The organism is Falsiroseomonas oleicola, assembly GCF_019029495.1.
Taxonomy (GTDB): Bacteria; Pseudomonadota; Alphaproteobacteria; order Acetobacterales; family Acetobacteraceae; genus Falsiroseomonas; species Falsiroseomonas oleicola.
Window position 1 is genome coordinate 109,290 of the sequence record NZ_JAERQM010000011.1, and the last position, 13,033, is coordinate 122,322.

The window sequence follows — 13,033 nt, forward strand, 5'->3', positions numbered from 1 at the left end:
CGGGCTCATCACATCCCAGCCAGTCGCGCGGCGCCGAGGGCGGCTTCATGGCGCGCGACCAGCGCGGCCACGGTCGCCTCGAAGAAGTTGAGGAAGGAGGAGGGATAGACCCCCATCCAGATGGTCAGCAGGATCAGCGGGGCGAAGGTGGCGTATTCGCGCGGGCTGAGATCCAGCAGCGTTTTCAGATCCTCCCGCACGATCTTCCCGAAGATGACGCGGCGATAGAGGTACAGCGCATAGGCCGCACCGAGGATCATGCCCATGCAGGCGCCCAGCGCCACCCAGGGGTTCACCTTGAAGGCGCCGACGATCACCAGAAGCTCACCCGGGAAGCCGGCAAGGCCCGGCAGCGCGACGCTCGCCATGGTGAAGACCATGAAGACCAGCGCATAGGCCGGCATGATCTTCGCCACGCCACCGTATCGGGCAATCTCGCGCGAATGCACCCGGTCGTAGAGCACGCCGACGCAGAGGAACAGCGCGCCGGAGACGACGCCATGGCTCAGCATGGTGAACAGCGCGCCGGAAAGGCCCTGCGCCGTGAAGGTGAAGATGCCCAGCGTGACGATGCCCATATGGGCGATCGAGGAATAGGCGATCAGCTTCTTCATATCCTCCTGCGCCAAGGCGACGAGGGAGGTGTAGATCACCGCGATCACGCTCAGCGCGAAGATCAGCGGCGCGAAGTCGGCCGAGGCCTGCGGCAGCAGCGGCAGGGAGAAGCGCAGGAAGCCATAGGCGCCCATCTTCAGCAGCACGCCCGCCAGGATGACGGAACCTGCGGTCGGCGCTTCGACGTGTGCATCCGGCAGCCAGGTATGCACCGGCCACATCGGCACCTTCACGGCGAAGGAGGCGAAGAAGGCCAGGAACAGCCAGAACTGCATGCGCGGCGAGAAGGCCGTCTCCATCAGCGTCGGGATGTCGGTGGTGCCGGCCTCGTACCACACCGCCAGGATCGCCAGCAGCATCAGCAGGCTGCCCGCCAGGGTGTAGAGGAAGAACTTCAGCGCCGCATAGACGCGCCGCGCCCCGCCCCAGATGCCGATGATGAGGAACATCGGGATCAGCACGGCTTCGAAGAAGATGTAGAACAGCACGAAGTCCAGCGCCGCGAACATGCCGATCATCATCGCTTCCAGAACCAGGAAGGCGACCATGTATTCGCGCACGCGGGTCTGCACGCTCTCCCACGAGGCCAGGATGCAGAGCGGCGTCAGGAGGGTCGACAGCAGGATGAACAGCACCGAGATGCCGTCGACACCCATGTGGTAGCCGACACCATATTCCGGCAGCCAGTCCACCTGCTCGACGAACTGGAACTCCGCCGTGGACTGGTCGAAGCCGGTCCAGAGCAGCAGCGACAGCGCCAGGGTGATGAGGCTGGCCCAGAGCGCGGTCCAGCGGGCATTGCGGGCGACCACCGCTTCCTCGCCCCGCACCATCATGATGATGAGGGCGCCGGCCAGCGGCAGGAAGGTGACGAGGCTCAGCAAGGGGAAACCGGCGGTGTTCATCGGGGCATTCCGACCAGGATGAGGCTCACGAACAGGACAAGCCCGATGATCATGGTGAAGGCGTAGCTGGCGACCCGGCCGGATTGCAGCCGCACCGCACCGCCCGCGACCCCGACAGCCAGGGACGCCGCGCCATTCGGCATGCCGTCGATGATGCGGGTGTCGCCGGTCTTCCAGAACACCCGGGCGAGGTGCATCGCCGGGCGGACGAAGATCGCGTCATACAGCTCGTCGAAATACCACTTGTTGAGCAGGAAGCGGTGCACGCCCGGCAGCGCATTCGCCAGCATCGCCGGCAGCTTCGGCGCGAACATGTACATCACATAGGCCAGGGCGATGCCGGACAGACCGACCACGGTCGGCGCCAGCGGCACCCAGGACGGCACATGATGCGCATGTTCCAGCACCTGGTTGGTAGCGGAGGTGAAGATCGCGCCGTTCCAGAAGTAGGTCTGATGATGGCCGACGAACATGTCGTAGAAGTAGTAGCCCGTCATCACCGCACCGGCCGACAGCGCCAGCAGAGGTACCATCATGGTCCAGGGGCTTTCATGCACGTGTTCCATGGTGTGGTGGTCCGCCCGCGGCGCGCCATGGAAGGTCAGGATGATGAGCCGCCAGGAATAGAAGGCGGTCAGGAAGGCGGCCAGCAGGCCCATGGCGAAGGCGTACATCCCGGCCCCGCTATGCGCGGCATAGGCCACCTCCAGCACCATGTCCTTCGAGTAGTAGCCGGCGAAGTACGGCACGCCTGCCAGCGCCAGCGACCCGACCCACATCATCACATAGGTCAGTGGGATCTTCTTCCAGATGCCGCCCATGCGGCGAATGTCCTGCTCATCCGACATGGCGTGGATCACGCTACCCGCGCCGAGGAACAGCAGCGCCTTGAAGAAGGCGTGGGTGAACAGATGGAACATCGCCGCCTGATAGGCGCCGACGCCGACCGCGAAGAACATGTAGCCGAGCTGCGAGCAGGTCGAATAGGCGATGATGCGCTTGATGTCGTTCTGCACGCAGCCGATGGTAGCCGCGAAGATCGCCGTGGTGGCGCCCACGATGGTGATGACCGTCAGCGTGGTCGGCGCATATTCCAGCACCGGCGACATGCGCACCATCAGGAAGACGCCGGCCGTCACCATGGTCGCCGCATGGATCAGCGCGGAAACCGGCGTCGGCCCCTCCATCGCATCCGGCAGCCAGGTGTGCAGGCCGATCTGCGCCGACTTGCCGCAGGCGCCGAGGAACAGCAGCACGCCGATCACTTCAAAGGCCGGCAGGCCGAGGAAGGTCTGCCCCTGCGCCGCCTCGATGCCTGCAAAGATCGTCTCGAACTCGACGGACTGGAAGGTCCAGAAGGTCAGCGCCAGGCCGAGCATGAAGAACACGTCGCCGACGCGGTTGACGATGAAGGCCTTCATCGCCGCGCGGTTGGCACTTTCCTTCTCATACCAGTAGCCAATCAGAAGATAGCTCGCGAGGCCGACGCCTTCCCAGCCGAAGAACAGCTGCACGAGGTTATCGGCCGTCACCAGCATGAGCATCATGAAGGTGAACAGCGAGAGATAGGCGAAGAAGCGCGGGATGGTCGCGTCATGCGACATGTAGCCCACGGAATACAGGTGGATCAGCGTCGAGATGAAGGTGACCATGGCCACCATCACCACGCTCAGCGTGTCGTAGCGCAGCGCCCAGGACACCTCGAAGCCACCGACATCGATGAAGGTGAACAGCGGCACGACGCCGGGCGCGCTGCCCAGCGCCACATCGATGAAGGCCGCGGAGCCGCAGACGGCCGCGAGCGCCATGAAGAACACGGTGGCCCATTGGGCCGGCTTGTCGCCGATCCAGCGGCCCAGGAAGCCCGCGATGCAGGCCCCGAGCAGCGGGAAGAAAATGGCGCCGACATACATGGGCTCAGCCCTTCAGGGTGGACACGTCGTCCACCTCGATCGTGCCGCGGTTGCGGAAGTGGATGACGACGATGGCGAGGCCGATGGCCGCCTCGGCGGCGGCGACCGTCAGGATCAGCATGGCGAAGATCTGCCCGGTGAGATCGCCGAGCTGGGCCGAGAAGGCGACCAGGTTCAGGTTCACCGCCAGCAGGATCAGCTCCACCGACATCAGGATGACGATGATGTTCTTCCGGTTCAGGAAGATGCCGAGCACCCCCAGCACGAACAGGATGGCGCCCACCGTCAGGTAGTGCGCAAGGCCGATGGCCAGCATCAGTGGTGCCCCCCATGGGCGTGGTCATGTGCGATGGGCTTCGGCTTCTCGGCCGGCGCATCCACCGGCGGACGCTCGATGCCGAGTTCCGCGAGGCCGGCGCCGCTGCGCACCTGGCGCAGGTTGACGCTGCCCATGCGGGAGACCTGCTTGCCGATATCCTGGCGCTTGGCCTGGGGCTTGTTGCGCAGCGTCAGCACGATGGCGCCGATCATCGCGACCAGCAGGATCAGGCCGGAAAGCTGGAACAGCCAGACATAGTCCGTATAGAGGATGCGCCCGATCGCCCGGGTGTTCTCCACCCCCGGCTCCATCGGGTTCAGCCGCAGCACGGCCGCGTTGTCGGCGAAGCTCCAGCTTCCGAAGACGAAGATCAGCTCGGCGAAGAGCACCAGGCCGATGACGCCGCCAATGGGCGCGTAGCGCTGGAAGCCTTCCCGGATCGCGGAGAAGTCCACATCCAGCATCATCACGACGAACAGGAACAGCACCGCGACGGCGCCGACATAGACGATGACCAGGATCATCGCCAGGAACTCCGCCCCCGCGATCAGGAACAGCGCCGCGGCGTTGAAGAAGGCCAGGATCAGGAAAAGCACGGAGTGCACGGGATTGCGGCTGGTCACCACCATGACCGCGCTGGCGATCAATATGGCGGCGAACAGGTAGAAGGCGATGGCGGCAATCATTCCCCTGCCCCTCAGCGATACGGCGCGTCGAGGGTCAGCCGCTGGGCCAGTGCCGCTTCCCAGCGGTCACCATTATCCAGCAGCCGGCCCTTGTCGTAGATCAGCTCCGACCGCGTTTCCGTGGCGAATTCCAGGTTCGGCCCCTCGACGATGGCATCCACCGGGCAGGCTTCCTCGCACATGCCGCAATAGATGCACTTGGTCATGTCGATGTCGTAGCGCGTGGTGCGACGGCTGCCATCCTCGCGCGGTTCGGCCTCGATCGTGATGGCCTGGGCCGGGCAGATCGCCTCGCACAGCTTGCAGGCGATGCAGCGCTCCTCGCCATTCGGGTAGCGGCGCAGCGCGTGCTCCCCCTTGAAGCGCGGGGAGACCGGCGTCTTCTCATAGGGATAGTTGATGGTCGCCTTGCGGCTGAAGAACTGCTTCAGCGTCAGCGCCATGCCGCCGACCAGTTCGGTCAGCAACAGGCTGCGGGCGACGCGATCGAGGGTTGCCATGGATCAAACTCCTCCCGGCAGCCAGCCGAAGATCTTCAGCACGAAGGCGGTCAGCACCAGCCAGAGCAGGCTGAGCGGCAGGAACACCTTCCAGCCCAGGCGCATCAGCTGGTCGTAGCGGTAGCGGGGAAAGGTCGCGCGCACCCAGACGAAGACGAACAGGCAGAAGCAGATCTTGAAGATGAACCACAGCGGCCCGGGCACCCAGGTGAAGGGCGCGATATCGAAGGGCGCGTACCAGCCACCCAGGAACAGGATGGTTATGAGCGCGCTCATCAGGATCATGTTCGCGTATTCGCCGAGGAAGAACAGCGCGAAGGACATGCTGCTGTATTCGACGAAGAAGCCGGCCACCAGCTCGCTCTCGCCTTCCGGCAGGTCGAAGGGCGCACGGTTGGTTTCGGCGAGGGCGCTGATGAACATGATGATGAACATCGGGAAGAGCGGGATGATGAACCACATCCCCTCCTGCGCCCGGACGATGTCGCTCAGGTTCAGCGAACCGACGCAGAGCAGCACGGTGACGATGACGAAGCCCATCGAGACTTCGTAGCTGACCATCTGCGCGGCGGAGCGCAGCGCGCCGAGGAAGGCGTATTTCGAATTGGAGGCCCAGCCGGCGATGATGACGCCGTAGACGCCAAGCGAGCTGATCGCGAAGAGGTACAGGATGCCGACATTGATATCGGCGATGGCCCAGCCCTCATTCACCGGGATCACCGCCCAGGCCAGCATCGCCAGCATGAAGGTGATCATCGGCGCCATGATGAACAGCGTCCGCGCGGCGCCGGAAGGAATGATGGTTTCCTTCATCAGCATCTTCAGCGCATCGGCGAAGGGCTGAAGCATGCCGAAGGGCCCGACGATATTGGGCCCCTTCCGCATCTGCATCGCGGCCAGCACCTTGCGCTCGGCCCAGGTGAGATACGCGACGCCGATCAGCAGCGGCACCAGCAGCGCCATGGCCTGGGCCACGGTCAGTGCGAGCACGCCCAGGGGGGTGGCGAGGAAAGCGTCCATCGTCCTACTCCGCCGCTACGGCCAGCGGCGCGGCATAGGTCGCCGCGCATTGCGCCATCACCTCGGAGGCGCGGCTGATGACATCGGCCTGGTGGTAATTCGCCAGCGGCAGGCTGAAGGCCGTGGACGACAACCCGCCGACATCGCCGGAAGGCCCGGTCGCATCGGTGCAGAAGCCGCGTTCGAAACCCTCGGCCAGCGGCATGGCATCCCGCAACTGCGCCAGCGTGTCGAAGGGCAGCGTGGCGCCGAGCGCCTCGCTCGCCGCGCGGATGATGCGCCAATCCTCCCGTGCCTCGCCGGGCGGATGGATCGCCAGATGGCCACGCTGCACGCGGCCCTCGGTATTCACCCAGGTGCCGTCCTTTTCCGTGTAGGCCGCACCCGGCAGGATGACATCGGCGCGGGACGCGGCCCGGTCGCCGTGATGGCCCTGGTAGATGACGAAGGTGCCCGGCTGGATCATTGCCGGATCGACGCCATCGGCGCCCAGCAGCCACAGCGCATCCACGCCGCCGCCCAGCATGCCGCCGATGTCCTGGCCGCCCTCGCCCGGCAGGAAGCCGAGCGCCAACGCGCCCACCTGGCCACCGAACAGATGCAGCAGGTTGAAGCCGTGCCAGTCCGGCCGCAGCGCATCGGCGCTGGCCGCCACCTGCCAGGCCGCCGCCAGCACCGCCGCGCCATCCGGCCGCGCAAGCGCGCCGCGCCCCAGCAGCACCATCGGCTTCTTCGCCGCGCGGAAGGTCTGGCTGAACCAGTGGGTGCCCTCGATGAGGGTGCCCAGCGCCGCCGGGCCGTCGCCCAGATGCTGATGGCCATAGGTCAGGTCGAGGCCGACGGGGCCGATCAACCCGACCGGGAAGCGCCCCTGCGCCCAGCGCTTGCGGATGCGGGCATTGATGACCGGCGATTCATGGCGCGGATTGCTGCCGACGATCAGCAGCGCATCCGCCTCCTCGATCCCGGCGATGGTCGTGTTGAAGCGGTAGAAATCCGGCCGCGACACGTCGATGGCCGCGCCATCCACCCGGCAGTCGAGATTGGCCGAGCCCAGCTTGGCCATCAGCGTCTTCAGCGCGAAGAGGCTCTCGGCTTCCACGAGGTCGCCGGCAATGGCGCCGATGCGCGACCCGGGCAGGCCCTTCAGCTTCGCCGCGATGGCGGCAAATGCCTCCCCCCAGCTCGCCGGCCGCAGCTTGCCGTCCACACGGAGCCAGGGCCGGTCCAGCCGCTTGCGTTTGAGGCCGTCGAAGGAGAAACGGCCGCGATCGGCCATCCATTCCTCGTTCACATCCTCATTGATGCGCGGCAGGATGCGAAGCACTTCCGGGCCGCGCGTGTCGATGCGGATATTCGTGCCGGTCGCGTCCAGCACGTCGATACCCTCGGTCTTGCGCAGCTCCCAGGGCCGCGCGACGAAGGCATAGGGGCGCGAGGTCAGGGCGCCGACCGGGCAGATGTCGATCAGGTTGCCGGAGAGCTCGCTGGTCAGCGCCTGCTCGACATAGGTGCCGATCTCCAGGTTCTCGCCGCGGTTGGTGCCGCCGAGTTCGGAGGTGCCGGCCACTTCCGCCGAGAAGCGGACGCAGCGCGTGCACTGGATGCAACGGGTCATGATCGTCTTGATCAGCGGCCCGATGTTCTTGTCCTTCACCGACCGCTTCGCCTCGCGGTAACGGCTGTGGTCCATGCCATAGCCCATGGCCTGGTCCTGCAGGTCGCACTCGCCGCCCTGGTCGCAGATCGGGCAATCCAGCGGGTGATTGATCAGCAGGAATTCCATGACGCCGCGACGCGCATTGCGCACCACCGGACTGTCCGTCTTCACCACCATGCCATCCGCGACCGGATAGGCGCAGGAGGCGACGGGCTTCGGCGCCTTCTCGACCTCGACGAGGCACATCCGGCAATTGCCGGCGACGCTCAGCCGCTCATGGTAGCAGAAGCGCGGGATTTCCTTGCCCGCGGCCTCGCAGGCCTGAAGCACCGTGGCGCCGTTCGGGACTTCGACTTCGATCCCGTCAACCGTGACCTTGGCCATTGTCGTTACTCCGCCGCCATGGGCAAGACTGGCGCGGCATGCGCGGCCTTGTAGGCTGCGATGCGTTCTTCCATCACGGGACGGTAGTGCCGGATCAGCCCCTGCACCGGCCAGACGCCACCATCCGCGAGCGCGCAGATCGTGTGGCCCTCGATGCGACGGGTCACATCCTCCAGCACGTCGATCTCCTCGACCTCGGCGCGACCCTGCACCATCCGGTCCATCATGCGGCTGACCCAGCCCATGCCCTCGCGGCACGGCGTGCACTGGCCGCAGCTCTCATGCTTGTAGAAGCGCGACAGGCGGGCGATGGCGCGGACGATGTCGGTGGACTTGTCCATGACGATCACGCCGGCGGTGCCGAGGCCCGACTTGTGCTCGCGCAGCGCATCGAAATCCATCAGCACATCGTCGCAAATGTGCTTCGGCAGCAGCGGCGTCGATGACCCGCCTGGGATGACACACATCAGATTGTCCCAGCCGCCGCGCACGCCGCCGGCATGACGCTCGATGAGCTCCCGCATCGGGATGCTCATCTCCTCCTCGACGTTGCAGGGCTTGTTCACATGGCCCTGGATGCAAAAGATCTTTGTCCCCGAGTTCTTCGGGCGACCAAAGCCGGCGAACCAGGCGGCACCGCGGCGCAGAATGGTGGGAACGACCGCAATCGTCTCCACATTGTTCACCGTGGTCGGGCAGCCATAGAGGCCGACGGCCGCCGGGAATGGCGGCTTCAGCCGCGGCATGCCCTTCTTGCCTTCGAGGCTCTCGATCAGCGCCGTCTCTTCGCCGCAGATATAGGCGCCGGCGCCACGATGCACATACAGGTCGAAATCCCAGCCCGAGCCTGCAGCGTTCTTGCCGAGCAGCCCGGCCGCATATGCCTCGTCGATCGCCGCATCCAGCACACGGCTCTCATTGTAGTATTCGCCACGCACATAGATGTAGCCGGCATGCGCGCCCATGGCGAAGCCGGCGATCAGGCAGCCCTCGATCAGCGTATGCGGATCGTGGCGGATGATGTCGCGATCCTTGCAGGTGCCGGGCTCGGATTCGTCGGCATTGACGACGAGGTAGTGCGGCCGCTCGCTCGCCTGCTTCGGCATGAAGGACCACTTCATGCCGGTCGGGAAGCCGGCGCCGCCGCGGCCGCGCAGGCCGGAGGATTTCATCTCCTCGATGATCCAGTCACGGCCCTTGGCGAGGATGCCGCCCGTGCCGTCCCAGTTGCCGCGCTTCTGCGCCGCCGGCAGCCGCCAGTCCTGCAACCCGTAGAGGTTGGTGAAGATGCGGTCCTTGTCGGAGAGTGCCATGGCCTATTCTCCCCCCACATCGATCAGCGTCAGCGGCCCGCCTTCCGGCGCGCTGGTCTGACGACCGATGCTGCTGCCGGGTGTCGGCTTCTCGCCACGCTTCAGCGCCTCGATCAGCGCCACGGTGCGGTCGTAGTCGAGATCTTCGAAGTAGTCGTCATCCACCTGAAGCACCGGCGCATTCACGCAGGCGCCGAGGCATTCCACCTCGGTCAGCGTGAACAACCCGTCCTCGGAGGTCTGGCCGACATGCACATGCGCCGCGTCATGGCAGGCGCGCATCACATCGTCCGAGCCGCGCAGCATGCAGGGCGTGGTGCCGCAGAGCTGCAGGTGGTGGCGGCCGATCGGCTTCATGTTGAACATGAAGTAGAAGGTCGCGACCTCATAGACCCGGATCGGCGCCATGCCGAGGCGCTCCGCGATCACGTCCATCGCCACCTTCGGCACCCAGGCGCTGCCCGTGCCGCGGCCCATCTGGCGCTGCACGACATAGAGCAGCGGAATCACGCCGGAAGCCTTCTTCGCCTCCGGATATTTGGCGAGAATCTTCGCGATTTCGGCTTCGCTGGATTCATCGAAGGCGAAATGCGTGGGCTGCGCAAAACTCACCGGTCGATCTCCCCGAACACGATGTCCAGGCTGCCAATGATGCTCACCGCATCGGCCAGCATATGCCCCTTGGACAGGGCCTCCATCGCCTGCAGATGCGCGAAGCCGGGCGCGCGTATCTTGCAGCGATAGGGGCGGTTGGTGCCGTCGGCCACCATATAGACGCCGAACTCGCCCTTCGGCGCCTCGGTCACCGTATAGGTCGCGCCTTCCGGCACATGGTAGCCCTCGGTGTAGAGCTTGAAGTGATGGATCAGGCTTTCCATCGACCGCTTCATCTCACCGCGCGACGGCGGGGAGATCTTGTGGTCGGCGATCTTCACCGGGCCGGGGCGGATATGGCCCAGGCATTGTTCGACCATGCGCAGCGACTGCCGCATCTCCTGCATCCGCACCAGGTAGCGATCGTAGCAATCGCCCTGCACGCCGACCGGGATTTCGAAGTCGAGCTGGTCGTACATCTCATAGGGCTGCGACTTGCGCAGGTCCCAGGCGCAGCCGGAGGCGCGCAGGCAGGGGCCCGAAAAACCCCAGGACATCGCCTGCTCCGCCGTCATCACGCCGATATCGACGGTGCGCTGCTTGAAGATGCGGTTCTGCGTCAGCAGCCCCTCAAGCTCATCGAGGAATTTCGGGAAGCGCTGGCACCAGGCGCCGATCTTGTCTTCCAGACCTGCCGGCAGGTCCTTCGCCACGCCACCGGCCCGGAAGTAGTTCACATGGTAATGCGAACCGCCGACCGCCTCGTAGAATTCCAGCAGATGCTCGCGCTGCTCGAAGCCCCAGAGCGACGGCGTGATGGCGCCGACGTCGAGCGCATAGGTGGTGACGTTCAGCAGGTGGTTCAGGATGCGCGTGAGTTCCGCGAACATCGTGCGTATCCACTTGGCGCGCAGCGGCACGTCGTTCTCGATGCCGAGCAGACGCTCCGTCGCCAGGACGAAGCTGTGCTCCATGCACATCGGGGAAACGTAATCCAGCCGGTCCATGTACGGCATGGCCTGGAGATACGTCTTGTATTCGATCAGCTTCTCGGTGCCGCGATGCAACAACCCGATATGCGGATCGGCACGCTCCACCACCTCGCCCTTCATCTCCAGGATGAGACGCAGCACGCCATGCGCGGCCGGGTGCTGCGGGCCGAAATTGATGGTGTGCGTCTCGGCGTCGAACAGCTTCTGGGACGCGTTCGGCCCATCCATCTGCGGCAGGCCGCTGACGAGTTCCGTTGTCATGACTTCGGCCCCTCGATCTGCCCGCGCTCCGTCCGAATCTGATGGACCTTCTCGTCGCCCGGCAGGGTGGTCATGCCCTCCCAGGGACTCAGGAAGTCAAACGACCGGAAATCCTGGGTCAGCGCCACAGGCTCATAGACCACCTGCTTGCGGCTTTCGTCGTAGCGAACCTCGACATGGCCGGTGAGGGGAAAATCCTTGCGCAGCGGATGGCCCTCGAAGCCGTAATCGGTCAGCAGGCGGCGCAGGTCGGTCTGACCCTCGAAGACGATGCCGTACATGTCCCAGGCCTCGCGCTCATACCAGGTCGCGGCGGGCCAGACGGCGATCAGGCTCGGCACCGGCGTCGCCTCATCGGTCGAGACCAGCACGCGGACGCGCTGGTTCAGAGCCAGGCTGAGCAGGTTGTAGACCACCTCGAAACGCTCGGCGCGCTCCGGCCAGTCCATGCCGCAGATATCCATCACCTGTTCGAAGGCGAAGCGCGGATCGTCGCGCAGCATCAGCATCAGCGGGACCAGCTGCTCGCGCCGCGCGCGCAGCACCAGCTCCGCCCCGCGTTCCACGAACACCTCCTCCACCACGGCACCCGCGGCTTCGGCGATGGTGGCGCCCAGCGCCTGGAGGGTGCTGGCGTCAGCCACGGAGGATCGTCCCCGTGCGGCGGATCTTCTTCTGCAATTGCAGGATTCCATAAACCAGCGCCTCGGCTGTCGGCGGGCAGCCGGGGACATAGACATCCACCGGCACCACACGGTCGCAGCCGCGCACCACGGAGTAGCTGTAGTGGTAATAGCCGCCGCCATTGGCGCAGGAGCCCATGGAGATCACCCAGCGCGGCTCCGACATCTGGTCGTAGACCTTGCGCAAGGCGGGGGCCATCTTGTTGGTCAGCGTGCCGGCGACGATCATCACATCCGACTGCCGCGGCGATCCGCGCGGGATGATGCCGAAGCGATCGAGGTCGTAGCGCGCCATATAGGCGTGGATCATCGGCACCGCGCAGCAGGCCAGGCCGAAGGTCATCGGCCAGAGGCTGCCGGTGCGGGCCCAGTTCACCACCTTGTCGAGGTTGGCGATGACGAAGCCTTTTTCCTCGATCTCGCCGGTGATGCCACGCACCACGGAATCCTGCGCCGGGCCGGGGGGCAGAGCCTCCCTGTTCCAGGCGATCTGGTCTGCATTCGAACCGCTCATGCCATTCTCCGGGCGCCCCGCCGGCCTCCCCTAAAAGGCTTCATTCCCAGTCCAGCGCGCCTTTGCGCCACTCATAGATGAAGCCCACCGTCAGCACGCCCAGGAAGCCCATCATGGACAGGAAGCCGAACCAGCCGATCTCGCCGAGCGTGATCGCCCAGGGAAACAGGAAGGCCACTTCCAGGTCGAAGATGATGAACAGGATGGCGACCAGGTAGAATCGCACATCGAACTTCCGGCGCGTGTCGTCGAAAGGCTCGAAGCCACATTCATAGGCCGAGAGCTTCTCGGCATAGGGCTTCTGCTTCGCGGCCAGAAGCGCGCCGCCCACCATCGCGCAGGCGATGCCCGCTGCGATGCCCAGGAACACCAGGATCGGGAAGTATTCTGCCAGCAGCGGCTGGGTCATGGTGCTTCGGCCATCCTTGCCTGGCCCGAGGCCGCCAGGGCACCCGAGCTGTTCCACTTGCACGCCAAGGCAGGGCCAACTGCGCCAATCCGCAGGCCCCGTCTCATCGCATTGCAGCGCAGCGGAGAATACGCGCCCTCGCCACACTTCGCCATAGGGCCGATGCATGATGAAAGTGTTGACATCCGCAAGATCGTGCAACGGCCCGAAAAAGAAAAAGGGCGCTCACCAAAGGTGAACACCCATTTCTTAACTTTCCAGGGAA

The 13,033-nt window shown here is 65.2% G+C and carries 13 protein-coding genes; all 13 read right to left on the reverse strand.

What is annotated here, in order from left to right; translation table 11 throughout:
• Positions 1–8: 8 nt before the first annotated feature.
• Genes JJQ90_RS25375 through JJQ90_RS25435 form a run of 13 tightly spaced genes read right to left on the reverse strand, consistent with a single transcriptional unit; the run spans position 9 to position 12,768 of the window.
• On the reverse strand, positions 9–1,520 hold the full coding sequence (locus JJQ90_RS25375) for an NADH-quinone oxidoreductase subunit M (RefSeq protein ID WP_216879097.1): 1,512 nt from the start codon (positions 1,518–1,520) through the stop codon (positions 9–11).
• Positions 1,517–3,433, reverse strand: coding sequence for an NADH-quinone oxidoreductase subunit L (gene nuoL / locus JJQ90_RS25380; RefSeq protein WP_216879098.1), 1,917 nt, complete (start codon positions 3,431–3,433; stop codon positions 1,517–1,519). Before nuoL ends, JJQ90_RS25375 begins: the two co-directional genes overlap by 4 nt.
• A gap of 4 nt (positions 3,434–3,437) precedes the next feature.
• A complete protein-coding gene (nuoK, locus tag JJQ90_RS25385) occupies positions 3,438–3,749 on the reverse strand; it encodes an NADH-quinone oxidoreductase subunit NuoK (protein ID WP_216879099.1) in 312 nt (103 codons plus the stop codon).
• Entirely contained in the window at positions 3,749–4,438 is a 690-nt protein-coding gene (locus JJQ90_RS25390; protein ID WP_216879100.1) for an NADH-quinone oxidoreductase subunit J, read from the reverse strand. The genes nuoK and JJQ90_RS25390 overlap by 1 nt, the downstream gene beginning before the upstream one ends.
• Positions 4,439–4,449: 11 nt before the next feature.
• Entirely contained in the window at positions 4,450–4,938 is a 489-nt protein-coding gene (gene nuoI, locus JJQ90_RS25395) for an NADH-quinone oxidoreductase subunit NuoI (RefSeq protein ID WP_216879101.1), read from the reverse strand.
• A gap of 3 nt (positions 4,939–4,941) precedes the next feature.
• A complete protein-coding gene (gene nuoH, locus JJQ90_RS25400) occupies positions 4,942–5,958 on the reverse strand; it encodes an NADH-quinone oxidoreductase subunit NuoH (RefSeq protein ID WP_216879102.1) in 1,017 nt (338 codons plus the stop codon).
• Between the two features lie 4 nt (positions 5,959–5,962).
• A complete protein-coding gene (gene nuoG / locus JJQ90_RS25405; protein ID WP_216879103.1) occupies positions 5,963–8,002 on the reverse strand; it encodes an NADH-quinone oxidoreductase subunit NuoG in 2,040 nt (679 codons plus the stop codon).
• 5 nt (positions 8,003–8,007) lie between these two features.
• Positions 8,008–9,315 carry an NADH-quinone oxidoreductase subunit NuoF gene (gene nuoF / locus JJQ90_RS25410; protein WP_216879104.1) on the reverse strand — a complete coding sequence of 436 codons (1,308 nt, stop codon included), beginning with the start codon at positions 9,313–9,315 and terminating at the stop codon, positions 8,008–8,010.
• Between the two features lie 3 nt (positions 9,316–9,318).
• Entirely contained in the window at positions 9,319–9,927 is a 609-nt protein-coding gene (locus tag JJQ90_RS25415; protein WP_216879105.1) for a complex I 24 kDa subunit family protein, read from the reverse strand.
• On the reverse strand, positions 9,924–11,129 hold the full coding sequence (locus JJQ90_RS25420) for an NADH-quinone oxidoreductase subunit D (protein WP_230410992.1): 1,206 nt from the start codon (positions 11,127–11,129) through the stop codon (positions 9,924–9,926). Before JJQ90_RS25420 ends, JJQ90_RS25415 begins: the two co-directional genes overlap by 4 nt.
• A gap of 29 nt (positions 11,130–11,158) precedes the next feature.
• Positions 11,159–11,857, reverse strand: coding sequence for an NADH-quinone oxidoreductase subunit C (locus tag JJQ90_RS25425; RefSeq protein ID WP_216879107.1), 699 nt, complete (start codon positions 11,855–11,857; stop codon positions 11,159–11,161).
• Positions 11,799–12,359: a NuoB/complex I 20 kDa subunit family protein gene (locus JJQ90_RS25430; RefSeq protein ID WP_216879108.1), complete on the reverse strand. Its 561-nt coding sequence runs from the start codon at positions 12,357–12,359 to the stop codon at positions 11,799–11,801. Before JJQ90_RS25430 ends, JJQ90_RS25425 begins: the two co-directional genes overlap by 59 nt.
• A 40-nt stretch (positions 12,360–12,399) precedes the next feature.
• Complete coding sequence (locus JJQ90_RS25435; RefSeq protein ID WP_216879109.1) at positions 12,400–12,768, reverse strand: NADH-quinone oxidoreductase subunit A; 369 nt, start codon at positions 12,766–12,768, stop codon at positions 12,400–12,402.
• Positions 12,769–13,033: the final 265 nt, after the last annotated feature.

What these genes read in the sequence shown, in the direction of transcription:
- nuoH (WP_216879102.1), bottom strand. Translation starts at nt 5,958, where the DNA reads ATGGACGCTTTCCTCGCCACCCCCCTGGGCGTGCTCGCACTGACCGTG.
- JJQ90_RS25430 (WP_216879108.1), bottom strand. Translation starts at nt 12,359, where the DNA reads ATGAGCGGTTCGAATGCAGACCAGATCGCCTGGAACAGGGAGGCTCTG.
- nuoK (WP_216879099.1), bottom strand. Translation starts at nt 3,749, where the DNA reads ATGCTGGCCATCGGCCTTGCGCACTACCTGACGGTGGGCGCCATCCTG.
- JJQ90_RS25435 (WP_216879109.1), bottom strand. Translation starts at nt 12,768, where the DNA reads ATGACCCAGCCGCTGCTGGCAGAATACTTCCCGATCCTGGTGTTCCTG.
- JJQ90_RS25375 (WP_216879097.1), bottom strand. Translation starts at nt 1,520, where the DNA reads ATGAACACCGCCGGTTTCCCCTTGCTGAGCCTCGTCACCTTCCTGCCG.
- nuoL (WP_216879098.1), bottom strand. Translation starts at nt 3,433, where the DNA reads ATGTATGTCGGCGCCATTTTCTTCCCGCTGCTCGGGGCCTGCATCGCG.
- JJQ90_RS25420 (WP_230410992.1), bottom strand. Translation starts at nt 11,129, where the DNA reads ATGGATGGGCCGAACGCGTCCCAGAAGCTGTTCGACGCCGAGACGCAC.
- JJQ90_RS25390 (WP_216879100.1), bottom strand. Translation starts at nt 4,438, where the DNA reads ATGATTGCCGCCATCGCCTTCTACCTGTTCGCCGCCATATTGATCGCC.
- nuoG (WP_216879103.1), bottom strand. Translation starts at nt 8,002, where the DNA reads ATGGCCAAGGTCACGGTTGACGGGATCGAAGTCGAAGTCCCGAACGGC.
- JJQ90_RS25425 (WP_216879107.1), bottom strand. Translation starts at nt 11,857, where the DNA reads ATGGAATCCTGCAATTGCAGAAGAAGATCCGCCGCACGGGGACGATCC.
- nuoF (WP_216879104.1), bottom strand. Translation starts at nt 9,315, where the DNA reads ATGGCACTCTCCGACAAGGACCGCATCTTCACCAACCTCTACGGGTTG.
- nuoI (WP_216879101.1), bottom strand. Translation starts at nt 4,938, where the DNA reads ATGGCAACCCTCGATCGCGTCGCCCGCAGCCTGTTGCTGACCGAACTG.